The following is a 21,998-nucleotide window of genomic DNA, read 5'->3' as shown; positions in this document are numbered from 1 at the left end:
TACCAGTGGTTCCCGCGAGCAGTCGGGTCACATGCTCGATTTACTGGTGGACGGCCTGACGGTGCGCCGCTGATCGTCAGCCGACGACCCAGATCGCTTCGGCGGCAGGGCTTCCGAGGTCGACGGTCATGTCGTCGCCTTCGGCGGACTCGATGGCCACCGAGATCATGCCCGCGAAGTCGCGGCGGGCTAGCACCCGCAGTCGGGAGTCGAGGTTGATGCCGACGCTGTCGAAGTACCGCAACATCTCCGGATCGGCGTCGGAGATCCGCGCGATCGTGCCCCGGTCACCGTCGTGGCAGGCCGACAACTGGCGAGCGTCGGGGGTGGGCACCCGGCCGTCGGCGGCCGGAATCGGGTCGCCGTGCGGATCGCGGGTCGGGTGCCCGAGCTTGGCGTCGATGCGGTCGAGCATCCGGTCGGACACCGCGTGTTCGAGCACCTCGGCCTCGTCGTGCACCTCGTCCCAGCTGTAGCCCAGCTCCCGCACGAGGAAGGTCTCCATCAGCCGGTGCCTGCGCACCATGGCCAGCGCAGCGGCGCTGCCCGCTTCGGTCAGCGTCACCGCACCGTACTTCTCGTGGTTGACCAGGCCCTGGTCGGCCAGCTTGCGGATCGACTCCGAGGCCGTGCTGGCCGACACGCCGAGGCGTTCGGCGAGCAGCTTCGTGCTCACCTTCTCCTGCGACCACTCCTGGACGGTCCAGATGACTTTCAGGTAGTCCTGGGCAACCGTCGTCAGGTCACGCGCATCGCCGGCAGGATTCACAGTTAGGAAGTTTAGGCAATGGTCACCTCATCCGGGGGATCCAGCGGGGCGCGCGACCCCGGCCGCGCCGTAGGCTTGCCCTCGTGCAGCGCTGGCGGGGACAAGAGGAGATCCCGACGGACTGGGGCCGATGCGTGCTCACCATCGGGGTGTTCGACGGTGTCCATCGCGGACACCAGGAGCTGATCAACCAGGCGGTCAAGGCGGGACGGTCGCGTGGTGTGCCGACCGTGCTGATGACGTTCGACCCCCATCCGATGGAGGTTGTCTTCCCGGGCAGCCATCCGGCCCAGCTGACCACGCTGACCCGGCGCGCCGAGCTGGTCGAGGAACTGGGCATCGACGTCTTTCTCGTGATGCCGTTCACGGCCGACTTCATGAAGCTCACCCCCGACCGCTATGTCCACGAACTGCTGGTCGAACGCCTGCACGTGGTCGAGGTCGTGGTCGGGGAGAACTTCACCTTCGGGAAGAAGGCCGCCGGCAACGTCGACCTGTTGCGCCAGGCCGGAGAGCGGTTCGGCTTCGCCGTCGAGGCGATGTCGCTGGTGGCCGAGCATCACCGCGACGAGACCGTCACGTTCTCCTCGACCTACATCCGGTCCTGTGTCGACGCGGGCGATGTCGTCGCCGCCGCCGAGGCGCTGGGGCGCCCGCACCGCGTCGAGGGCGTCGTGGTGCGCGGCGACGGACGCGGCAAGGTGCTCGGCTTTCCCACCGCCAACGTGGCCCCGCCGATGTACTCGGCGATTCCGGCCGACGGGGTCTATGCGGCGTGGTTCACCGTGCTCGGCCACGGCCCGATCGCGGGCAGCGTCGTCCCGGGCGAGCGCTACCAGGCCGCGGTGTCGGTCGGCACCAACCCGACGTTCTCCGGGCGCACCCGCACGGTGGAGGCGTTCGTGCTGGACACCGACGCCGACCTGTACGGCCAGCACGTCGCCGTCGACTTCGTGGCCAGGCTGCGGGGCCAGGAGAAGTTCGCCGACGTCGACGACCTGGTGGAGCAGATGGGCCGCGACACCGACCACGCCCGCACGATCCTGGCTCGCTGACGCCGACCGCTGCGTCGCGAACACAAAACCCCAGGATGGCGTCTTAACTGGCGTACGTAGATGAGCGCTCGGCAGAATTTCGTGCTGCACCACCGCCGCTGCTAGACTCCCTGCCGACCGGGCGTGCGCTGCAGTTCGCGGCGGCCGCGCCTCACCGGGGCCACGCGCCCTTTCCCGCGGACTGAGATAGATGGAGTTGTTTCGTGGCGCTTACCGCCGAACAGAAAAAGTCGATCCTGAGCGAGTACGGCCTGCATGACACCGATACCGGCTCGCCCGAGGCGCAGGTTGCACTGCTGACCAAGCGGATCATCGACCTGACCGAGCACCTGAAGGTGCACAAGCACGATCACCACTCGCGGCGCGGCCTGCTGCTGCTCGTCGGCCGTCGGCGCCGGCTGCTCAAGTACGTGGCCCAGGTCGACGTCCAGCGTTACCGCACGCTGATCGAACGGCTCGGCCTTCGCCGCTGACACCGGACCGGCGCGCAGATGCGCGCCGGGATTTCGGCCGCGTACTCGCCGCAGAGTACGATGGATCCGTTCGACTGCCGTTTCGGCCCGAACGACTTGGGTGCGATTTTCGCAGCTCCGCGAACATCGTTCCCGCGCGTCATAACCAGGACCTGCTCGATCGCGCGGTCTTCGGTAGTGGCTGCCGGAAGAATCTCCGGCAGCTTCGATCGATGGCCGTAGCCGCATCGAGGCCCGTGGTTCATACGCTGTGACGACGCAAAAACAGCTAAACAGTGGAGACACTGAACCAGAGAGGCCATACGGACACCTATGTCTGTAGTTGAAATTGAAGACGGCGTGTACGAATCGACCGCCACGATCGACAACGGGAGCTTCGGCACCCGCACCATCCGCTTCGAGACCGGCCGGCTGGCCCAGCAGGCCGCCGGCGCCGTCGCCGCCTACCTCGACGACGAGACCATGCTGCTGAGCGCGACGTCCGCCAGCAAGAATCCCAAGGACCACTTCGACTTCTTCCCGTTGACCATCGACGTCGAAGAACGGATGTACGCGGCGGGGCGTATCCCCGGCTCGTTCTTCCGCCGCGAGGGTCGTCCCTCGACCGACGCGATCCTGACGTGCCGGCTGATCGACCGTCCGCTGCGGCCGACGTTCGTCGACGGCCTGCGTAACGAGATCCAGGTCGTGGTCACCGTGCTCAGCCTCGATCCCAAGGATCTGTACGACGTGGTCGCGATCAACGCCGCCTCGGCGTCCACGCAGATCGCGGGCCTGCCGTTCTCGGGGCCGGTCGGTGGCGTGCGTGTCGCGCTGATCCCCGATGCTGGAAACGCGGGGGCTACCTGGGTCGCGTTCCCGACCGTCGAGCAGCTCGAGCGCGCCGTGTTCGACATGGTCGTCGCCGGTCGTGCGCTCGAAGACGGTGACGTCGCGATCATGATGGTCGAGGCCGAGGCCACCGAGAACGTCGTCGAGCTGATCGCCGGCGGGGCGCAGGCGCCCACCGAGGCCGTCGTCGCCGAGGGCCTGGAGGCCGCCAAGCCGTTCATCAAGGTGCTGTGCGAGGCTCAGCAGGAGCTGGCCGATCGTGCGGCCAAGCCGACGGGCGAGTACCCGGTGTTCCCCGATTACGGCGACGACGTCTACTACTCGGTCGCCTCGGTGGCCACCGACGCGCTGTCGGAGGCGCTGACCATCGCCGGTAAGGCCGAGCGCAACGACCGCACCGACGAGATCAAGGCCGAGGTGCTCGAGCGGCTTGCCGAGCAGTACGCGGGCCGCGAGAAAGAGGTCGGGGCCGCGTTCCGCTCGCTGACCAAGAAGCTTGTGCGCCAACGCATCCTGACCGACCACTTCCGCATCGACGGTCGCGGCATCACCGACATCCGCGCACTGAGCGCCGAGGTTGCGGTGGTCCCGAGGGCCCACGGCAGCGCGCTGTTCGAGCGCGGCGAAACCCAGATCCTGGGCGTCACCACGCTCGACATGATGAAGCTGGCCCAGCAGATCGACTCGTTGGGGCCCGAGACTTCCAAGCGCTACATGCACCACTACAACTTCCCGCCGTATTCGACCGGTGAGACCGGTCGCGTCGGCTCGCCCAAGCGCCGCGAGATCGGCCACGGCGCGCTGGCCGAGCGTGCACTGATGCCGGTGCTGCCCAGCGTCGAGGAGTTCCCGTACGCGATCCGTCAGGTGTCGGAGGCGTTGAGCTCCAACGGTTCTACGTCCATGGGCTCGGTGTGCGCCTCGACCCTCGCCTTGCTCAACGCCGGTGTGCCGCTGAAGGCGCCGGTCGCGGGCATCGCGATGGGTCTGGTGTCGGACGATGTCGAGACTGATGGCGGCACCGAGCGCCGGTTCGTCGCGCTGACCGACATCCTCGGCGCCGAGGATGCGTTCGGCGACATGGACTTCAAGGTCGCAGGCACCAAGGAGTTTGTCACCGCGCTGCAGCTCGACACCAAGCTCGACGGCATCCCGTCCAAGGTTCTGGCGGGTGCGCTGTCACAGGCCAAGGACGCCCGGCTGACCATCCTCGAGGTGATGGCCGAAGCCATCGACGGCCCCGACGAGATGAGCCCGTATGCGCCGCGCATCACCACGATCAAGGTGCCGGTGGACAAGATCGGCGAGGTGATCGGCCCGAAAGGCAAGATCATCAACCAGATCACCGAGGAGACCGGAGCGCAGATCTCGATCGAGGACGACGGCACCGTGTTCGTCGGCGCGACCGACGGCCCGTCGACGCAAGCGGCGATCGACAAGATCAACGCGATCGCCAACCCGCAGCTGCCCAAGGTCGGTGAGCGGTTCCTCGGAACCGTCGTCAAGACAACGGATTTCGGTGCCTTCGTGTCGCTGCTGCCGGGTCGCGACGGACTGGTCCACATCTCGAAGCTGGGACGTGGCAAGCGGATCGCCAAGGTCGAGGACGTCGTCAAGGTCGGCGACAAGCTCCGTGTGGAGATCGCCGACATCGACAACCGCGGAAAGATATCGCTCATCCTGGTTGACGAGGAAGCGGCCAACTCGGAGACCGCGCCGGCAGATGCCGCAGCGGCCAGCAGTTAGGGCTTTGCGCCACGGAGGACGTGGCGGCAGATCTTCGGAGGCGGTGCGGCGCACCGTGCTACCCGGTGGCCTGCGTGTGGTCACCGAGTACATCCCGTCGGTGCACTCAGCGTCGGTCGGGTTGTGGGTCAACGTCGGCTCGCGCGACGAAGGCCCGAGTGTCGCGGGTGCGGCGCACTTCCTCGAACATCTGCTGTTCAAGTCGACGCCGACCCGGTCGGCGGTGAGCATCGCGCAGGCCGTCGACGCGGTCGGCGGTGAGCTCAACGCCTTCACCGCCAGGGAGCACACCTGCTACTACGCGCATGTGCTCGACTCCGACCTGGAGCTGGCCGTCGACCTGGTCGCCGACGTGGTGTTGCGCGGTCAGTGCGCGGCCGAGGACGTCGAGGTCGAACGCGACGTCGTGCTCGAAGAGATCGCGATGCGTGACGACGATCCCGAGGACACCCTCGGCGACGTCTTCCTCTCGGCGATGTTCGGCTCGCATCCGGTCGGCCGTCCGGTGATCGGCAGCGTGGATTCGATTTCGTCGATGACGCGCGCGCAGCTGCACTCCTTCCACCTCCGTCGGTACACCCCCGAGCGGATGGTTCTGGCGGTGGCGGGCAACGTCGATCACGACGAGGTGGTGTCGCTGGCGCGCGAGTACTTCGGCGCCCGGCTGGTGCGTGGCCGCGCCCCTGTGCCGCCCCGCAAGGGGACCGGCCGGGTGGGTGGGCGCCCGACGCTGGAACTGGTCAACCGTGACTCCGAGCAGACGCACCTGACGCTGGGTGTGCGCACGCCGGGCCGGCACTGGGAACACCGCTGGGCGCTCTCGGTGCTCAACACGGCGCTGGGTGGTGGGCTGAGTTCTCGTCTGTTCCAGGAGATTCGCGAGGCTCGCGGGTTGGCGTATTCGGTGTACTCGACGGTGGACACGTTCTCCGACAGCGGAGCTCTTTCGGTCTACGCCGGCTGCCTGCCGGACCGGTTCGACGAGGTCGCCCGCGTCACCACCGACGTGCTCGAGGCGGTGGCACGCGACGGCATCACCGAAGCGGAGTGCCGGATCGCCAAGGGATCTCTGCGTGGAGGACTGGTCCTCGGCCTGGAGGACTCGGGCTCGCGGATGAACCGTATCGGCCGCAGCGAACTGCATTTCGGCGAACATCGCACCATCGACGAGACCTTGGCCAAGATCGACGCGGTGACGCTCGACGAGGTGAATGCCGTCGCCCGCCGCCTTCTGCAGCGACCGTACGGCGGGGCGGTGCTCGGCCCGGTCCGGTCGAAACGGTCTCTGCCCCAGCCGCTTCGGGCCCTCGCCGGCTGATCGCCTACGCTGGGGCCGATGACTGACTTGTCGCGGCGCAACGTCCTGATCGGTGGATTGACACTCGCGGCGCTGGCCGCCTCGCCGCACAAGTCCGCCATGGCCGACCCGCCGCAGCTCGCGGGCCGCCTGGCCGAGATGGAACGCAGCCGCAACGCGCTGATCGGGGTGTTCGCCGTCAACCTCGACACCGGGCGCACCGTCGCCCACCGCGCGCAGGATCCGTTCTCGTTGTGCTCGACGTTCAAGACCTACGCTGCCGCACGCGTGCTGCAAAGGGCCGAACGCGGTGAGCTCGCGCTGACGGACCGCGTCACCGTCGAACAGGGCGACATCGTGCCCAATTCGCCGGTCACCGGGGAGCACATCGGGCAGATGATGACGCTGGCCGAGTTGTGCCAGGCCGCCCTGCAGCAGAGCGACAACGCCGCGGGCAACCTGCTGCTGCGCACGATCGGGGGCCCGTCCGGCGTGACCGATTTCGCCCGCAGCATCGGCGACCAGCGGACTCGGCTCGACCGGTGGGAGATCGAACTCAACGCAGCCGTTCCCGGCGATCCGCGCGACACCACGACACCTGAGGCGCTCGGCGACGGTTACCGGTCGCTGATCACCGGAAATGTCCTGGGGGAGCCGCAACGTCGGCAGCTCGATGACTGGATGCGGGCCAATCGGACGTCGAGCGTGCGTCCGGTCCTGCCGCCGGGGTGGACGATCGCCGACAAGACCGGCTCCGGGGACTACGCGAGCACCAACGATGTCGGTGTCGCGTTCGGACCCGCCGGTGAACGTCTGCTGCTGGCGATCATGACCAGGACCGCGGCCGACGACCCCGACGTGCCCAACGATCGCCAGATGGTCGGCGACGTGGGTTCGATGCTGGTGGCGGAACTGCTGGCCTGAATGGGCCGATGATGTGGCCAGCCTAGCCCGGCCACCCCTCGACGGCCGGGTCCAGCTGGCTTGTCAGCGGCTGTCCCCCCACGCTCGTCGCCCCCCTGCACTGAGCGCCAGCCGCTGAAAACGACGGTATGGCATGAAGCGGCGCGAAGGAATCGGGCGAATCCCTATCTTTTTGCACCGGCACGCTTAAGGGTGTCGGCCAGACACCCAGGAATCAGGCGTCGACCAGCACCGACGCCGGATCGGTGTACGGCAGGTCGAGGTCGACGGCCACCTGCTCGGACAGCAGGGTGCCGTCGTGCGTCGACAGTCCCTTGGCCAGCGAGGCATCGGCTCGGCACGCCGCCTGCCAGCCCTGATCGGCCAGCTTGAGGACATAGGGCATGGTCGCGTTGGTCAGGGCGAACGTCGAGGTGCGCGGCACCGCTCCGGGCATGTTCGCGACGCAGTAGAAGAGCGTGTCGTGCACAGCGAAGGTGGGGTCGTCGTGCGTGGTCGGTCGGGAGTCCTCGAAGCAGCCACCCTGGTCGATGGCGATGTCGACCAGCACCGCACCGGGCTTCATGTGCGCGACGGTCGAGTTGGTCACCAGCTTGGGTGCCTTTGCGCCCGGGACCAGCACCGCGCCGATGACGAAGTCGGCGCCCTTGACGGCGTCCTCGAGTTCCAGGATCGACGAGTAACGGGTCTCGATACGGCCGCCGAACTCGGCGTCCACGTCGCGCAGCTTGTTGAGGCTGACGTCGAACACGGTGACGTGCGCTCCCATGCCGGCGGCCACACGGGCGGCGTTGTAGCCCGCGGTGCCGCCGCCGATCACGACGACGTCGGCGGGAGCCACCCCCGGAACCCCGCCCATCAGGACGCCGCGCCCGCCGTGGCTGCGCATCAGGTGATAGGCGCCGACCTGCGCGGCCAACCGCCCGGCGACCTCGCTCATCGGGGCCAGCAGGGGGAGGGCGCCGTCGGCGGTCTGGACCGTTTCGTAGGCGATCGACGTGGTCCCCGAGGCCAAAAGCGCTTCGGTGCACGCGCTTGACGCGGCCAGGTGCAGGTAGGTGAACAGCGTCTGACCCGGACGCATCCGGTGCCACTCGGCTTCGATCGGCTCCTTGACCTTCAGCAGCAGCTCGGCCTCGGCCCATACCTGGTCGGCGCTGTTGATCATCTGGGCGCCGGCGCGTTTGAAGTCGGCGTCGGAGATCGACGAACCCTCGCCCGCACCGGACTGGATGATCACCTCATGACCGCGGTGCACCAGCTCCGCGACTCCGGCGGGGGTGATCGCGACCCGGAATTCGTTGTTCTTGAGTTCGGTGGGGATGCCGACGCGCATGACCACTCCTCGGTTGAAAGATGTCTCAAGTGTGAAGAAACTTCATCTCTTCGGCAATTCGTGTGTTCAAGATTCTGTATGGTCGCCTTGTGACCGAAATATCTTCATCACGGCGGCCGACTGGGGACGTGCAGTCGAAGGATGTTCGGCCGGTTCCGCTCGACGACGTCGACCGCCGGATCCTGGCCGCGCTGCACCGCGACGCGCGGATCTCCAACAGCGCACTCGCCGAGGCCGTCGGCATCGCGCCATCGACGTGCCACGGCCGGGTGCGCCGCCTTCGGGAGGTCGGCGTGATCCGCGGCTTCTACACCGATATCAATCCGGCCGCGATCGGTTTACCGCTGCAGGCCATGATCTCGGTGAGCCTGCAGTCGAGCGCGCGCGGCAGAATCCACAGCTTCATCCAGCAGATCCGGCGCAGACCGCAGGTGATGGACGTCTACTTCCTCGCGGGCTCCGACGACTTCATCCTGCACGTCGCTGCGCGTGACACCGATGACCTGCGGTCCTTCGTGGTGGAGAACCTGAACGCCGACGCCGACGTAGCTGGTACGCAGACCTCGCTGATCTTCGAGCACCTGCGGGGGGCCTCGCCGCTCTAGGGCGAAGTGCTTGCTGGAAGGCCCGATCGGGTCACAATGGACTACGTGCTCTTCGGCGTCGACGCGCCGACATGTCTGGCGGGAATGGCCTACCCGATACCGTTCGCCACGGCCGACGACGTGGTGCGGATAGCCGTGGAAGCCGAGCAGATGGGCTACGACGAGGTATCGGGGAACGACCATCTGAGCACCCAGCGGTTCGTCCGCGACGCGTGGGACCGGCCGCCGGACTACTTCGAACCGCTCATCATGCTCGCGACGATCGCGGCCAAGACGTCGGCGATCCGCCTGGGCACCGGGATCCTGGTGTTGCCCATGCGCGATCCGGTGCTGCTGGCCAAGCAGGTCGCGACGCTCGACCAGGTCTCCGGAGGCCGGGTGACGCTGGCGGTGGCCGCCGGAGGCTATCGCGACGAATTCGAAAGCGTCGCACCCGATCTCGCCGACGCGTCACGGGTGGACCTGATGACGGAGGGCATCGAGGCTCTACGCGTTCTCTTCGAGCAACCGAGGTCGAGTTACCACGGCAGGCACCGCCGATTCGTCGACGTCGAATCGTATCCGAAGCCGGTGCAGCAGCCGCTGCCGATCTTCTCGGGCGGCAACGCCAAGGGCGCGTTGAAACGGGCCGGTGAGCGGTGCCAGGGCTGGTTGCCCGCCAAGACCGGCCCGGCGGAGATCGCGGCGGGCCGCGACCGTATCGCCGAATACGCCCGCGGGGTGGGTCGCGATCCGTCCGAAATCACGATCGGGCTGCAGACCGTCGTGTGCATCGCCGACACGGCGGCGGAGGCAGGATCGCGGGTCGAACACTCGACGTTCGATCTGTTCCGGAGGTCGCTGACGAACACCATGATGAAGGGGATCGACTTCGACAAGTATCTGGCCGACAACCTCATCGGAACCCCGGACCAGGTGTGCGCCAAGGTCGAGAAGTTCGCCGAAGCCGGCCTCGACGGTTTCTTCGCCACCCTGTTCGTCGCGAACACCGTCGACGAGATGCTCGACCAGATGCGGCTTTTCGCTCATCACGTCATACCCGCCTTCCGGGAGACGTGACGTTTTACCCGGCGACGAGATCGGGGTGGAAGGCCGCAGCCATCCGGCGAAACCCGTCGCGCCAGTCCACGGTGGTGTCGCCGGCGATCGCGCGCATACGGCCGACGTCGACCGGGTTGCCGCGCAACGCATGAGCGTCCACCTCGAACGTCGGTTCCCGTCCGACCAGCGTGCCCAGATAGGTACACCACTCCTGCAGGCTGATCGTCTGATGGCCGGCCCAGTTCACCGTCGTCGCCGGAACCGTCGCCGCCTCAAGCAGTTTCGGGAGCGTCGCGACGATGTCCTCCTCGTGGATCGGGTTGTAGAGCGCCGGCGGGCCCGGCGGCACCGGGATCGGGGCGCCCGCCAGGATCATCTCCAGGTGAAAGAACGGCCATCCACCGTTGTCCCCGTACGGGACGTTGAGCCGGGCGATCGTCGTCGGCACGCCGAGCGCGCGGGCCATCGACCGGGCGACGACCTCACCGGCGATCTTGGAGATGGAGTACGTCGGGAACAGGTGTTTGTGGTTGTCGCCCAGGGCCGTGTCCTCGGTGCGCGGCTCGTCATGCGGCGGGTCGTAGACCGCGGCCGACGAACAGTGCAGGAACGCCGTGGCGTCGGGGCAGTGGGCCATCAGAAGCCCTACCGATTCGGCGTTGGCACCCAAGTCCTTGTCCCATCGGCCGCTCTTGGCCACTGCGAAGTTCAGGACGTAGTCGAAGTCCGAAGGAATGCCGGAGAATTCGCCGACCGCCAGGTTGACCGCGTGACAGTGCACCCCGCGGTTCTCCAGCCTCTCGCGCGTCGCCGTATCGGTGAACCGGGCGATTCCCCATACCTCGTTGTCGGCCGCCAGCGCCTCGGCGACCGGAACGGCGACCTGACCCGTCGCACCGGTTATCAACACCTTGGCGCCGCGCATGCGCCGATGGTAGGGGAGCGCCGCGCCCGCTGTGGGTGGATGCGACGAGTGGATAAGGTGACGCCATGCGAGTCGGAGTACTGGGCGCCAAGGGCAAGGTCGGCACGACGATGGTCGAGGCCGTTGAGGCCGCCGACGATCTGACCTTCACCGCGGGAGTCGACGCCGGCGACCCGCTGAGTCGGCTGACGGAAAGCCAGACCGAGGTCGTCATCGACTTCACGCACCCCGACGTCGTGATGGACAACCTCGAGTTCCTCATCGAGAACGGGATACACGCGGTCGTCGGCACCACCGGCTTCACCGACGAGCGGCTGGCCACCGTCCGCGAGTGGTTGGACACCAAGCGGGACGCGGCGGTGTTGATCGCCCCGAACTTCGCGATCGGAGCCGTGCTGTCGATGCATTTCGCGCAGCAGGCCGCTCGCTACTTCGAGTCGGTCGAGGTGATCGAACTGCACCACCCGCACAAGGCCGACGCCCCGTCCGGGACCGCTGCGCGCACCGCTCGCCTCATCGCCCAGGCGCGAAAAGACATGCCACCCAACCCCGATGCCACCAGCACCGGGTTGGAGGGCGCGCGCGGCGCCGACGTCGACGGCGTTCCGGTCCACTCGGTGCGCCTGGCCGGGCTGGTGGCGCATCAGGAGGTGCTCTTCGGCACGCAAGGCGAGACGTTGACGATCCGCCACGACAGCCTGGACCGCACCTCGTTCGTTCCCGGAGTCCTGCTCGCGGTGCGACGGGTGGCCGAACGGCCCGGGCTGACCGTGGGTATCGAGCCGCTGCTCGATCTGTGATGGCCGAGGGCGGGCGCGTCCTGCGCATCCAACTGCTGATCGGCTTCATGTGTGTGGCACTGGTCGTGTACTTCGTGCTGCTCGGCCGCCTCGCGATGGCCTTCGTTAGAACCGGCGAGCCCGCCGCCGTCGGGCTCGGGCTGGCGCTGATGGCGCTGCCGCTGATCGGGCTGTGGGCGATGCTCAGCACGCTGCGCGCCGGGCTGGCCCACCAGCGGCTCGCCCGCATCGCCCGCGAGGAGGGGATGGAACTCGACGTCAGCGCGCTGCCGCGGATGCCGTCCGGTCGGATCCAGCGCGACGCCGCCGACGAGCTGTTCGTCACCGTGCGTGCAGAGCTGGAAAACGACCCGCAGAACTGGCGGCGGTGGTATCGACTGGCACGTGCCTACGACTACGCAGGCGACCGCAGCCGGGCGCGGGAAGCGATGAAGAAGGCGGTCGAGATGGAAGAGTGCGGACGATGAGCGCTTGCGCGAAGAGCAGAGGGCTCCGATGAGCAAGACGCTGCTGGTCGTGCACCACACGCCGTCGCCGGGCACCCGCGAGCTGCTCGAGGCCGTTCTGGCCGGTGCGAAGGACCCCGACATCGAGGGCGTCGAAACCGTGGTGCGGCCCGCGTTGGCCGCCACCCTGCCCGACATGCTCGACGCCGACGGCTATCTGTTCGGGACGACCGCGAACTTCGGATACATGAGCGGCGCGCTCAAGCACTTCTTCGACACCGTCTACTACCCGAGCCTCGACCACGTCGGCGGCCGGCCCTACGGGCTGTGGGTGCACGGCAACAACGACACCGTCGGTGCGGTCAACGCGGTGGAGAAGCTCGCGACCGGGCTCGCGCTGGCCAAGGCCGCCGATGCGCTGGAGGTCACCGGCGGCATCGACGCCGGTGTGCGCGAACGCGCCTACGAGCTCGGTGGCACACTGGCCGCGACGCTGATGGAGGAATAGCCCATGCCTGGAATCGCCGAAATCGCTTTGGGGGCAGCGCCACTGGCGGGAGGGGCGCTGCTGGGCATCGCCGCAGGCAACCTCCGCGGACCCGACTTCCGCGGCATGATCGCCAAGGACATGGATCTGCTCGAGCGCATCCCCGACGACCAACCCGAACTCAAGGCGCGGCTCAAGGCCAGCATCGACCATCGCATCGAGGACATGATCAGCGCCGCCGAGCGCAGCCGCGACCTGCGGCTGGCGGCACTGTCGTATCGCGGGAACTGGCGCGACATCGTGGTGTTCCTGTGCGCGATCCTGTTCACGATCGTGTGGTGGAACGTCGACCACCACCGGACCAACTGGCTGTTGATGTTCATCGTGATGATCCTGGCGACCGTGGTCGCGGGCATCTACGCCGCGCGCGGTCTGCTGCGGTCACTGCAGATGCTGGTGCGCAGGCGGCACGGATCTCAGTAGTGGTACGTGTCCGACGGCGCCGGGATGTGCGCCGGGTCGTCGACGTCGTCGAACTCCGAGACCTCGATGCCGTACGCGCGGGCCAGATCGAGGATCTTGTTCGCGCGCGCGATGCGCGGGAGGTCCGAGCCGTTGCGGATCTCACCGCCGTCGCGTTCGAATTCGAGAAAAAACTCTTTGGCCCAGGCGATTTCGTCTGGTGAGGGGGAGAGGCCCTCGTTGACGGTTGCGCACTGTTCGGGCGTCAGGCAGATCTTGCCCGTCATGCCGAACTCGACGGACACCGCCGTGGCCTCGCTGAGCTTGAGCGCGCTCGAACCGACCGTCGGACCGTCGATCGCGCTCGGCAGGTGCGCGGCCTTCGCCGCGATCGTGAACCGCGACCGCGCATAGGCCAGCGTCGTCGGGTTCTCGCCGAAGCCGGTGTCGCGCCGGAAGTCGCCGATGCCGAAGGCCAGCCGGAACGTGCCCTTGGCCGCGGCGATGGCGGTGATGCGCTCGAGCCCGCGGGCCGTCTCGACCAACGCGACGATCGGCACCCCGGGCAGCCGGTTGGCGGTCTCGGTGACGTGGTCGACGGATTCGACCATCGCCAGCATCACCCCGCCGACCGCTGTTTTCGCCAGTGCGTCGAGGTCGTCGGCCCACCACGGCGTGCCGAATCCGTTGACGCGGACCCAGTCAGTGTTTCCCTCGTTCAGCCAGCGCACGACGTTGTCGCGGGCGGCGGTCTTGTCCTTCGGCGCCACCGCGTCCTCGATATCCAGCACGACGATGTCGGCGCGGGACCGCACGGCGGGCGCGAACCGGTCGTAGTGGGCGCCGTTCACCAGGAGCCAGCTGCGGGCGAGCACCGGGTCGATGCGCGAGCCGACGTCCTCGTGGTCCGGGTGAGCGCCGGGATCCTGATCGTCCATCGGATCATCGTCGCGTATCGGCCCGGCACGGGTACCGGGTCATGCCCAATTGGGCCTCAATTGGGCAGGGCGGACTCGAACAGTTCCTGAAGCGCTATCCAGTGCCGCTCGGCGGCTTCTTCGTCGTAGGGGGCGTTGTCGGGAACCGCGAAGCCGTGCCCTGCGGGGTAGAACTCCACCGTGTGGGCGACGTTCGCCGCGGTCAGCGCCTTGTCGAGGGTTTCGGCGTGCTCGGGCGTGAAGCCGTGGTCGTTCTCGGCTCCCGCGACGTAGACGGTCGCTTTGGTCCGGTCGGCGAGCAGGTGGGGGCTGGTGGGCTCGTCGGTGACCAGCCCGCTGGCGTGGAACGACCCCGCCGCGGCGACCCGGTCGGGCACGCGCCCGGCGACGATCACTGAGGTGCGCCCGCCCATGCAGTAGCCGCAGACCCCGAACGCGTCGCCCTTGACCTCCGGACGGGACTGCAGGAAGTCGAAGAAGGCCGCCGCATCGGAGGCCATCATGTCGGGGGTGATCGAGGAGATCATCCCGAACAGCCGGTTGCGCTGCTTGGGATCGCTGAACGCGGTGCGCATGTCGAACGGCTCCCAGTCGCCGTGGCGGTAGTACACGTCGGGCAGCAGCACGGCGTGGCCGAAGCCGGCCAGCCGTGCGGCCATCTCCTGGAAGGTGTCGCGGACGCCGCCGGCGTCGACGTACATCACCACGCCGGTCCACGGCCCGGGTCCGTTCGGGGTGTGCAGGGTGACGGGGCAGGTGCCGTCGGGTGTCGTGACGGTCGCGGAGATGCTCGGCATGGCTTCCGTTCTACTCGTCCGGTCTGGAAGTAAGCTGACCGACGTGCCGATCGCCACCCCTTACGAGGATCTCCTGCGGCTGGTGATGGAGCGTGGCACCCCCAAGTCCGACCGCACCGGCACCGGCACCCGCAGCGTGTTCGGCCACCAGATGCGCTACGACCTCACGGCCGGTTTTCCGCTGATCACCACGAAGAAGGTGCACACGAAGTCGATCGTCTATGAGCTGCTGTGGTTCCTGCGCGGCGACTCGAACGTACGTTGGCTGCAGGAGCGAGGCGTCACCATCTGGGACGAATGGGCTTCTCCGACAGGCGATCTGGGTCCGGTCTATGGCGTGCAGTGGCGGTCGTGGCCGACGCCGTCGGGCGAGCACATCGACCAGATCAGCGCCGCGCTGGAGCTGCTGAAGACCGATCCCGACTCGCGCCGCAACATCGTCTCGGCCTGGAACGTCGGCGAGATCCCGCAGATGGCGCTGCCGCCCTGCCACGCGTTCTTCCAGTTTTACGTCGCCGACGGCAAGCTGTCGTGCCAGCTGTATCAGCGCAGCGCCGACCTGTTCCTCGGGGTGCCGTTCAACATCGCCAGCTACGCGTTGCTGACCCACATGATGGCCGCGCAGGCCGGACTCGAGGTCGGCGAGTTCATCTGGACCGGCGGCGACTGCCACATCTACGACAACCACATCGAGCAGGTGGGCTTGCAACTCAGCCGCGACCCACGCCCGTATCCGGAACTCGTTCTCGCGCCGCGGGATTCGATCTTCGACTACACCTACGACGACATCGCGATCCTCAACTACGATCCACACCCGGCGATCAAGGCCCCGGTTGCGGTCTGAGATCGGGCTGATCTGGGCCCAGTCGAGCTCGGGCGTCATCGGCCGCGACGGTGGCATTCCGTGGCGCCTGCCCGAGGACCAGGCGCGGTTCAAGGAACTGACGATGGGCCACACCGTCGTGATGGGCAGGTTGACGTGGGAGTCGCTGCCCGCCAAGGTCCGCCCGCTGCCGGGCCGGCGCAACGTGGTGCTCACCCACCGGCCCGATTACGCCGCCGACGGGGCGGAGGTGGTGGCCTCGCTGGAGGATGCGCTGACCGACGATCCGGTCTGGGTCATCGGCGGCGCGCAGATCTACCTGGCGGCCCTGCCGCTCGCGACGCGCTGTGAGGTGACCGAGATCGAGATCGACCTCCCGCGCCAGGATGCCGACGTGATGGCCCCGGTGCTCGACGAGTCCTGGATCGGCGCGGCGGGCGACTGGTTGACCAGCGCGTCGGGCCTGCGCTACCGGTTCTACAGCTACCGGCGGCGCTGACGGGTTTCGCCGAGGGCGCGGTTGTTGGCGCTCCCACTCGGGCGATGCGTACACAAGCGTGCGCTCGGTGTCGGTGCCGTCGGGCACGATGAAGGACGTGGCGCCCAGACTCACGGCCGACCAGGCGAGGCGTGTCGCCGTCGCCGCGCAGGGGTTCGCCGAGCCCCGCCCGCGGGGGCCGGTCACGCGGGCACACCTGCGCAGGCTGATCTCGCGGATCCAGGTGTTGCAGCTGGACTCGGTGTCGGTGTCGGTGCGCGCCCATTACGCGCCGGTGTTCAGCCGGCTGGGGCCCTACGACCGCGATGTGCTCGACAGGGCCGCGTGGAGCCACTCGGCGCGCTCGCCGCGGATGCTGGTCGAGTACTGGGCGCACGAGGCGGCGTTGATGGCCGTCGACGACTGGCCGCTGCTGCGCTGGCGGATGCGCGAGTACACGCACGGGCGGTGGGGCAAGGAGATCGTCAAGAAGAACACCAAGCTGGCCGATGAAGTGGTCCGCGCGGTGACCGAGCTGGGCCCGTCGACGGCGGGGCAGATCGAGGCGCACCTGGGCGCAGAACAGCGGGGCCGCAAAGGTCCGTGGTGGGACCGCAGCGACACCAAGTGGGTGACCGAGGCGCTGTTCGCCTCCGGCGTGCTGACGACGGCCACGCGGGTGGGGTTCGCGCGGCACTACGACCTGTCCGAGCGGGTGCTGCCGCCGGAGGTGCTCGCGCGCGAGGTCGACGAGGCGGACGCGATTCGGGAGCTGGTGCTGAGGGCCTCCGGCGCGCTGGGCGTCGGCACCGAACAGGACATCCGGGACTACTTCCGGCTGTCGCCGGCGCAGGTGAAGCCCGCGATCGCGAAACTGGTCGCCGACGGCGAACTGGAACCGGTCGAGGTCGACGGCTGGAGGGGACCCGCGTATCTGCGGGCGGGACAGACCATTCCGCGTCGCGACCGCGGTACGGCGCTGCTGTGTCCGTTCGATCCGCTGATCTTCTTCCGGCCGCGCGTCGAGCACCTGTTCGGCGGGTTCAAGTACCGCATCGAGATCTACACACCTGCGCCGAAGCGGCAGTACGGGTACTACGTGTGGCCGTTCCTGCTCGACGGTGAACTGGTGGGGCGGGCCGATCTGAAGGCGGATCGCGCGAATGACGCGCTGCATGTGGTGGGTGCGTTTGCGGAGGAGGGCGAAAAGGCGTCCCGGGTCGCGCCGGCGTTGGCCGACGAACTGCGCGCGATGGCGTCGTGGCTCGGCTTGTCGACCGTTACGGTCGGCGCGAACGGCGATCTGGCCGACGACTTACGCCGAGTGGCCGGTTGACGCAACCCGGCACCCGGCGAGAGAACGGCTAGACGCAGTCGGCGCAGATCGTCTTGTCGCCCGACTGCAGCGCGAGCCGGCTGTGGTGCTGCACCAGGAAGCAGCTCGAGCAGGTGAACTCGTCGGCCTGCTTCGGCAGCACCCGGACGGTGAGCTCCTCGCCGGACAGGTCCATGTCGGGCAGGACGATCGGATCGACCGCGTCACCATCGTCGACGTCGAGCACCGCGACGTCGACCTTGCTGCGCCGGGCGGCGATCGCCTCGAGTGATTCGTCGACCGTGTCGTCGGTGTCCTTCACACGGGGTGCGTCGTAATCGGTGGCCATCAGTCACACTCCCTCTCTAGATCGGCGTCTGGGTAACACCGATTGAGAACGAATTTGTTCCCGGCATGTCTGGCTGCAAAACCTGGATTTCCAATGTTCTACCCGCCTCGTTTGTGCATCCCGCTGCGCCGTGGCGCCGTGTCGCGAAGCTGACCGCACAATCGGCGCGCCGCCGCGCGCACACCGGAACACCGAACGGCCCGCGTTAGGGTGAGCCGTGGCCGAGACCACGCCGCTGCGCGTCCAACTGATCGCCAAGACGGAGTTCACCGCGCCGCCGGACGTGCCATGGGAAACCGACGCCGACGGCGGGCCCGCGCTCGTCGAATTCGCCGGGCGTGCGTGCTATCAGAGCTGGTCGAAGCCGAATCCGCGGACCGCCACCAACTCGGCCTACATCCGCCACATTATCGACGTCGGGCATTTCTCGGTGCTCGAGCACGCGTCGGTCTCCTTCTACATCACCGGAATCTCCCGCTCCTGCACCCATGAGCTGATCCGCCACCGACATTTCTCGTACTCGCAGCTCTCGCAGCGCTACGTCCCCGAACACGACGCGCAGGTGGTGGTGCCGCCGGACATCGAGGACGACCCCGAGCTGATCGAGCTGTTCTCCGCGGCCGCCGATGCCAGCCGGGCGGCCTACACCGAGCTACTCGAACGCCTCGAAGCCAAGTTCAGGGGCGACGAGCCCGGCGAAAAGCTCGGGGTGCTGCGCCGCAAGCAGGCGCGCCAGGCCGCGCGGGCGGTGCTGCCGAACGCCACCGAGACCCGCATCGTCGTCACCGGCAACTACCGCGCGTGGCGGCATTTCATCGCGATGCGGGCCAGCGAACACGCCGACGTCGAGATCCGCCGGCTGGCGATCGAGTGCCTGCGTCAATTGGTCGCCGTCGCACCCCAGGTGTTCAGCGACTTCGAGATCTCTACGCTCTCGGACGGCACGGAGGTCGCCACGTCACCTCTGGCCACGGAAGCGTGACCATAGCGAGTAATCTGAGCCCCGTGAGCACCAGCGGAATCGATGTGACAGCCCGGTTGGGCACCTTGCTGACCGCGATGGTGACTCCGTTCAAGCCCGACGGCTCGCTGGACACCGAAACCGCGGCCCGGTTGGCGAACCGGCTGGTGGACGCCGGCTGCGACGGCCTGGTGCTGTCCGGGACCACCGGTGAGTCCCCGACGACGACCGATGCCGAGAAGATCGCGCTGCTGCGGGCGGTGCTCGAGGCCGTCGGCGACCGGGCGCGCATCATCGTCGGAGCCGGTTCCTATGACACCGCACACAGCGTGCACCTGGCGAAGGCATGTGCGGCCGAGGGCGCGCACGGGCTGTTGGTGGTGACGCCGTACTACTCGCGTCCACCCCAGGAGGGGCTGCTGGCCCACTTCACCGCGGTGGCGGATGCCACCCCTCTGCCGAACGTGCTCTATGACATCCCGCCGCGGTCGGTGGTGCCGATCCAGTGGGACACCATGCGCATCCTCGCCGAGCACCCGAACATCGTGGCGGTCAAGGACGCCAAGGGCGATCTGCACGGCGGCGGGCAGGTCATCGCCGAGACGGGCCTGGCGTACTACTCCGGCGACGACGCGCTCAACCTTCCCTGGCTGGCCATGGGCGCCGTCGGCTTCGTCAGTGTGTGGGGCCACCTGGCGGCCAGCCAGTTGCGAGAGATGTTGTCCGCCTTCCAATGCGGTGACATCGCGCGGGCCCGCAAGATCAATGTCACGCTCGGCCCGCTGGTCAACGCCCAGGCCCGGCTCGGTGGAGTGACGCTGTCGAAGGCGGGGCTGCGGCTGCAGGGCTTCGACGCCGGCGATCCGAGGCTGCCCCAGGTGCCCGCGACACCCGTGCAACTCGACGCGTTGGCCGCCGATATGCGAGCGGCCGCGGTGCTGCGGTAGTGAACGAAGAACTCAGACCACCGGGGCCACTGGCCCCAGGCGGACTACGGGTCACTGCGCTGGGCGGAATCAGCGAAATCGGCCGGAACATGACCGTTTTCGAGCATCTGGGCCGGCTGCTGATCGTCGACTGCGGGGTGCTGTTCCCGACGCACGACGAGCCCGGCGTCGACCTGATCCTGCCCGACCTGCGCCTCGTCCAGGACCGGCTCGACGACGTCGAAGCCCTGGTGCTCACTCACGCCCACGAGGACCACATCGGCGCAATCCCGTTCCTGCTCAAGCTGCGTCACGACATTCCGGTCGTCGGGTCGAAGTTCACCCTGGCGCTGGTGGCCGAGAAGTGCCGCGAACACCGGATCAAGCCGGTCTTCGTCGAGGTCGACGAGGGCCAGAGCTCGCGACACGGCGTGTTCGAGTGCGAGTACTTCGCGGTCAACCACTCGATACCCGGCTGCCTGGCCATCGCGATCCACACCGGTGCCGGGACGGTCCTGCACACCGGCGACATCAAGCTCGACCAGTCGCCGCCCGACGGGAAGCCCACCGACCTGCCCGGGATGTCGCGACTCGGCGACGCGGGCGTCGATCTGTTCCTGTGCGACTCGACCAACGCCGAGATCCCCGGCGTCGGACCGTCGGAGAGCGAGATCGGCCCGAACATGCACCGGCTGATCCGCAGCGCCCAAGGACGCGTCATCGTGGCTTGCTTCGCCTCCAATGTCGGTCGCGTGCAACAGATCATCGACGCGTCGGTGGCGCTCGGCCGCAAGGTTGCGTTCGTCGGCCGGTCGATGGTCCGCAACATGGGGATCGCGAAGGAACTCGGCTATCTCACGCTGCAGAACGACGACGACATCATCGACATCGGCGCCGCCGAGATGATGGCGCCCGAACGCGTCGTGCTGGTCACCACCGGAACACAGGGCGAGCCGATGGCGGCGCTGTCGCGGATGTCGCGCGGTGAGCACCGCAGCATCACCCTGACCGCGGGCGACCTCATCATCATGTCGTCGTCACAGATACCGGGCAACGAGGAGGCGATCTTCGGCGTGCTCGATGCGCTGGCGAAGATCGGTGCGCGCGTCGTCACCAATGCCCAAGTGCGCGTCCATGTCTCGGGGCATGCCTACGCCGGCGAGCTGTTGTTCCTCTACAACGGCGTTCGGCCGCGCAACGTGATGCCCGTGCACGGCACCTGGCGGATGCTGCGGGCCAACGCCGGTCTGGCCGCCCGCACCGGGGTGCCGGAGGAGAACATCGTGCTGGCCGAGAACGGCGTCAGTGTCGATCTAATGGCCGGCCGAGCGTCGATCGCCGGCGCGGTGCCGACCGGCAAGATGTTCGTCGACGGACTGATCACCGGCGATGTCGGCGACGCCGTCGTCGGCGAACGGCTCACGCTCTCATCCGGATTCATCGGCATTACCGTCGTCCTCCAGCGCGGCACCGGAAAGCCCGCGGCCGCACCGCATCTGCATTCCCGCGGCTTCTCCGAGGATCCCAAGGCCCTCGAACCCGCCATCCGCAAGGTGGAGGAAGCGCTCGAAGCGCTTGTCGCCGAACGGGTCACCGACATCAACCGCATCGCACAGGCGTCACGGCGCGCCGTCGGCAAATGGGTAGGCGAGGTCTACCGGCGTCAGCCGATGATCGTACCGACGGTCATCGAGGTCTAGTCGCGAACGCGCCGACACGGTAGTTGACGATCAGTTCAGGGTCGGCGGCGTGAGAATGGGCTGCGATTGTGTTGGTGATGCCGGGCGCGCCGGCTCGAAGGTATGGGGGGGCACGTTTTCCGGCAACCCGCCCGGGGGAGTCCATTGACTTTCCGCAGCGGGCGCGACGCACTTGCCCGCTGGCCCACCAGCGGAGATGTCCCATTCGCCTCCCGACATCAAGCAGCAGTGCTTGGCCTCGTCGAGCATCTGAGCATCATTCGTGACGCCTCTGATGTTCCTATCGGCGACTTTGGCGATGCAGCTGTCGTATTCGCCGATATCCCATTCGGGCAGCGCGCTCGCATTTGTGGCAGTGGCGAGCGCCGCGACGGCCGCGGCGGCCGCGGCCGTGGTGGTGATGAGTGATCTCATGGTCGTTCCTTCGGTCCATTGCTCGGGGGATATTGAGGTGTCGCTGAAAGGAAGGCTGCCGAATGCACCGCAAATCCGTAATGGCTCTGCCGCCAGAATC

At 67.8% G+C, this 21,998-nt stretch carries 24 protein-coding genes; 17 read left to right on the top strand and 7 right to left on the bottom strand.

Translation table 11 applies throughout. The features are described from left to right. Nucleotides 1-76: 76 nt before the first annotated feature. Nucleotides 77-769, bottom strand: coding sequence for a manganese-binding transcriptional regulator MntR (gene mntR, locus A5752_RS21975; protein WP_067090124.1), 693 nt, complete (start codon nt 767-769; stop codon nt 77-79). Nucleotides 770-852: 83 nt separating this feature from the next. Between mntR and A5752_RS21970 the strand changes: the two genes are divergently transcribed. From A5752_RS21970 to bla, 5 genes are all read left to right on the top strand, one after another. Next, nucleotides 853-1,824, top strand: a complete 972-nt coding sequence (locus A5752_RS21970; protein ID WP_067090121.1) for a bifunctional riboflavin kinase/FAD synthetase — start codon at nt 853-855, stop codon at nt 1,822-1,824. 203 nt (nt 1,825-2,027) lie between these two features. Beyond that, nucleotides 2,028-2,297 (top strand): 30S ribosomal protein S15, encoded by a 270-nt coding sequence (gene rpsO, locus A5752_RS21965; protein WP_067090117.1) that lies wholly within the window; start codon nt 2,028-2,030, stop codon nt 2,295-2,297. A gap of 312 nt (nt 2,298-2,609) precedes the next feature. Continuing rightward, nucleotides 2,610-4,874: a polyribonucleotide nucleotidyltransferase gene (locus A5752_RS21960; RefSeq protein WP_067090114.1), complete on the top strand. Its 2,265-nt coding sequence runs from the start codon at nt 2,610-2,612 to the stop codon at nt 4,872-4,874. After that, the gene (locus A5752_RS21955) at nt 4,852-6,192 is read left to right on the top strand and encodes a M16 family metallopeptidase (RefSeq protein WP_082964013.1); all 1,341 of its coding nucleotides are present in this window, start codon (nt 4,852-4,854) and stop codon (nt 6,190-6,192) included. Before A5752_RS21960 ends, A5752_RS21955 begins: the two co-directional genes overlap by 23 nt. Before the next feature lie 18 nt (nt 6,193-6,210). After that, entirely contained in the window at nt 6,211-7,095 is an 885-nt protein-coding gene (gene bla / locus A5752_RS21950) for a class A beta-lactamase (RefSeq protein WP_067090110.1), read from the top strand. A 214-nt stretch (nt 7,096-7,309) separates the two neighbouring features. On the opposite strand, the gene ald is transcribed toward bla, so the two are convergent. Then, the gene (ald, locus tag A5752_RS21945; RefSeq protein ID WP_067090231.1) at nt 7,310-8,431 is read right to left on the bottom strand and encodes an alanine dehydrogenase; all 1,122 of its coding nucleotides are present in this window, start codon (nt 8,429-8,431) and stop codon (nt 7,310-7,312) included. 89 nt (nt 8,432-8,520) lie between these two features. On the opposite strand from ald, the gene aldR reads away from it, so the two are divergent. Together aldR and A5752_RS21935 are read left to right on the top strand one after the other, a co-directional pair. Further along, a complete protein-coding gene (gene aldR / locus A5752_RS21940) occupies nt 8,521-9,036 on the top strand; it encodes an HTH-type transcriptional regulator AldR (RefSeq protein WP_067090228.1) in 516 nt (171 codons plus the stop codon). Between the two features lie 36 nt (nt 9,037-9,072). Further along, nucleotides 9,073-10,095 carry an LLM class flavin-dependent oxidoreductase gene (locus A5752_RS21935; protein ID WP_067090108.1) on the top strand — a complete coding sequence of 341 codons (1,023 nt, stop codon included), beginning with the start codon at nt 9,073-9,075 and terminating at the stop codon, nt 10,093-10,095. Nucleotides 10,096-10,099: 4 nt separating this feature from the next. Here A5752_RS21935 and A5752_RS21930 read toward each other — a convergent pair whose 3' ends face one another. Beyond that, nucleotides 10,100-11,002, bottom strand: a complete 903-nt coding sequence (locus tag A5752_RS21930; RefSeq protein ID WP_067090105.1) for an NAD-dependent epimerase/dehydratase family protein — start codon at nt 11,000-11,002, stop codon at nt 10,100-10,102. Nucleotides 11,003-11,067: 65 nt separating this feature from the next. Here A5752_RS21930 and dapB point away from each other — a divergent pair, with 65 nt between their 5' ends. From dapB to A5752_RS21910, 4 genes are read left to right on the top strand one after another with little or no spacing between them, the layout of a single operon-like run. After that, entirely contained in the window at nt 11,068-11,802 is a 735-nt protein-coding gene (gene dapB / locus A5752_RS21925) for a 4-hydroxy-tetrahydrodipicolinate reductase (protein ID WP_067090103.1), read from the top strand. Then, nucleotides 11,802-12,269, top strand: coding sequence for a hypothetical protein (locus tag A5752_RS21920; RefSeq protein ID WP_067090100.1), 468 nt, complete (start codon nt 11,802-11,804; stop codon nt 12,267-12,269). The genes dapB and A5752_RS21920 overlap by 1 nt, the downstream gene beginning before the upstream one ends. A 28-nt stretch (nt 12,270-12,297) precedes the next feature. Further along, nucleotides 12,298-12,756 carry a flavodoxin family protein gene (locus A5752_RS21915; protein WP_067090097.1) on the top strand — a complete coding sequence of 153 codons (459 nt, stop codon included), beginning with the start codon at nt 12,298-12,300 and terminating at the stop codon, nt 12,754-12,756. A gap of 3 nt (nt 12,757-12,759) precedes the next feature. Next, on the top strand, nt 12,760-13,218 hold the full coding sequence (locus A5752_RS21910; RefSeq protein WP_067090094.1) for a hypothetical protein: 459 nt from the start codon (nt 12,760-12,762) through the stop codon (nt 13,216-13,218). On the opposite strand, the gene A5752_RS21905 is transcribed toward A5752_RS21910, so the two are convergent. After that, the gene (locus A5752_RS21905; protein WP_067090091.1) at nt 13,212-14,135 is read right to left on the bottom strand and encodes an HpcH/HpaI aldolase/citrate lyase family protein; all 924 of its coding nucleotides are present in this window, start codon (nt 14,133-14,135) and stop codon (nt 13,212-13,214) included. The two genes, A5752_RS21910 and A5752_RS21905, sit on opposite strands and share 7 nt — an antisense overlap. A gap of 56 nt (nt 14,136-14,191) precedes the next feature. Then, a complete protein-coding gene (locus A5752_RS21900; RefSeq protein WP_067090089.1) occupies nt 14,192-14,932 on the bottom strand; it encodes a dienelactone hydrolase family protein in 741 nt (246 codons plus the stop codon). A 43-nt stretch (nt 14,933-14,975) separates the two neighbouring features. On the opposite strand from A5752_RS21900, the gene A5752_RS21895 reads away from it, so the two are divergent. The 3 genes from A5752_RS21895 to A5752_RS21885 all read left to right on the top strand — a co-directional run bounded on the left by A5752_RS21895 (nt 14,976) and on the right by A5752_RS21885 (nt 17,569). Continuing rightward, nucleotides 14,976-15,776: a thymidylate synthase gene (locus tag A5752_RS21895; RefSeq protein ID WP_067090086.1), complete on the top strand. Its 801-nt coding sequence runs from the start codon at nt 14,976-14,978 to the stop codon at nt 15,774-15,776. Continuing rightward, on the top strand, nt 15,766-16,254 hold the full coding sequence (locus tag A5752_RS21890) for a dihydrofolate reductase (RefSeq protein ID WP_067090083.1): 489 nt from the start codon (nt 15,766-15,768) through the stop codon (nt 16,252-16,254). The genes A5752_RS21895 and A5752_RS21890 overlap by 11 nt, the downstream gene beginning before the upstream one ends. A gap of 88 nt (nt 16,255-16,342) precedes the next feature. Beyond that, on the top strand, nt 16,343-17,569 hold the full coding sequence (locus A5752_RS21885) for a winged helix-turn-helix domain-containing protein (RefSeq protein WP_067090226.1): 1,227 nt from the start codon (nt 16,343-16,345) through the stop codon (nt 17,567-17,569). A gap of 28 nt (nt 17,570-17,597) precedes the next feature. Here the strand turns inward: A5752_RS21885 and A5752_RS21880 are convergent, their stop codons facing one another. After that, nucleotides 17,598-17,897 carry a DUF4193 domain-containing protein gene (locus A5752_RS21880; protein ID WP_067090080.1) on the bottom strand — a complete coding sequence of 100 codons (300 nt, stop codon included), beginning with the start codon at nt 17,895-17,897 and terminating at the stop codon, nt 17,598-17,600. A 217-nt stretch (nt 17,898-18,114) separates the two neighbouring features. Between A5752_RS21880 and thyX the strand changes: the two genes are divergently transcribed. From thyX to A5752_RS21865, 3 genes are read left to right on the top strand one after another with little or no spacing between them, the layout of a single operon-like run. Next, a complete protein-coding gene (gene thyX / locus A5752_RS21875; protein WP_067090077.1) occupies nt 18,115-18,879 on the top strand; it encodes an FAD-dependent thymidylate synthase in 765 nt (254 codons plus the stop codon). A 23-nt stretch (nt 18,880-18,902) separates the two neighbouring features. After that, the gene (gene dapA / locus A5752_RS21870; protein ID WP_067090075.1) at nt 18,903-19,805 is read left to right on the top strand and encodes a 4-hydroxy-tetrahydrodipicolinate synthase; all 903 of its coding nucleotides are present in this window, start codon (nt 18,903-18,905) and stop codon (nt 19,803-19,805) included. After that, nucleotides 19,805-21,484, top strand: a complete 1,680-nt coding sequence (locus A5752_RS21865; protein ID WP_067090072.1) for a ribonuclease J — start codon at nt 19,805-19,807, stop codon at nt 21,482-21,484. The genes dapA and A5752_RS21865 overlap by 1 nt, the downstream gene beginning before the upstream one ends. 30 nt (nt 21,485-21,514) lie before the next feature. Here A5752_RS21865 and A5752_RS21860 read toward each other — a convergent pair whose 3' ends face one another. Next, the gene (locus tag A5752_RS21860; protein ID WP_067090069.1) at nt 21,515-21,898 is read right to left on the bottom strand and encodes a hypothetical protein; all 384 of its coding nucleotides are present in this window, start codon (nt 21,896-21,898) and stop codon (nt 21,515-21,517) included. Nucleotides 21,899-21,998 lie beyond the last annotated feature (100 nt).

The organism is Mycobacterium sp. 852002-51961_SCH5331710 (assembly GCF_001665535.1).
Lineage (GTDB): Bacteria > Actinomycetota > Actinomycetes > Mycobacteriales > Mycobacteriaceae > Mycobacterium.
This window is presented reverse-complemented; position numbering and strand designations above follow the sequence as displayed.

Bases quoted from the DNA above. Each gene is read 5' to 3' on its own strand.
- A5752_RS21960 (WP_067090114.1), top strand. From the start codon at position 2,610: ATGTCTGTAGTTGAAATTGAAGACGGCGTGTACGAATCGACCGCCACG.
- A5752_RS21955 (WP_082964013.1), top strand. From the start codon at position 4,852: ATGCCGCAGCGGCCAGCAGTTAGGGCTTTGCGCCACGGAGGACGTGGC.
- bla (WP_067090110.1), top strand. From the start codon at position 6,211: ATGACTGACTTGTCGCGGCGCAACGTCCTGATCGGTGGATTGACACTC.
- ald (WP_067090231.1), bottom strand. From the start codon at position 8,431: ATGCGCGTCGGCATCCCCACCGAACTCAAGAACAACGAATTCCGGGTC.
- A5752_RS21935 (WP_067090108.1), top strand. From the start codon at position 9,073: ATGGACTACGTGCTCTTCGGCGTCGACGCGCCGACATGTCTGGCGGGA.
- A5752_RS21930 (WP_067090105.1), bottom strand. From the start codon at position 11,002: ATGCGCGGCGCCAAGGTGTTGATAACCGGTGCGACGGGTCAGGTCGCC.
- dapB (WP_067090103.1), top strand. From the start codon at position 11,068: ATGCGAGTCGGAGTACTGGGCGCCAAGGGCAAGGTCGGCACGACGATG.
- A5752_RS21920 (WP_067090100.1), top strand. From the start codon at position 11,802: ATGGCCGAGGGCGGGCGCGTCCTGCGCATCCAACTGCTGATCGGCTTC.
- A5752_RS21915 (WP_067090097.1), top strand. From the start codon at position 12,298: ATGAGCAAGACGCTGCTGGTCGTGCACCACACGCCGTCGCCGGGCACC.
- A5752_RS21910 (WP_067090094.1), top strand. From the start codon at position 12,760: ATGCCTGGAATCGCCGAAATCGCTTTGGGGGCAGCGCCACTGGCGGGA.
- A5752_RS21905 (WP_067090091.1), bottom strand. From the start codon at position 14,135: ATGGACGATCAGGATCCCGGCGCTCACCCGGACCACGAGGACGTCGGC.
- A5752_RS21900 (WP_067090089.1), bottom strand. From the start codon at position 14,932: ATGCCGAGCATCTCCGCGACCGTCACGACACCCGACGGCACCTGCCCC.
- A5752_RS21885 (WP_067090226.1), top strand. From the start codon at position 16,343: ATGAAGGACGTGGCGCCCAGACTCACGGCCGACCAGGCGAGGCGTGTC.
- A5752_RS21880 (WP_067090080.1), bottom strand. From the start codon at position 17,897: ATGGCCACCGATTACGACGCACCCCGTGTGAAGGACACCGACGACACG.
- A5752_RS21860 (WP_067090069.1), bottom strand. From the start codon at position 21,898: ATGAGATCACTCATCACCACCACGGCCGCGGCCGCCGCGGCCGTCGCG.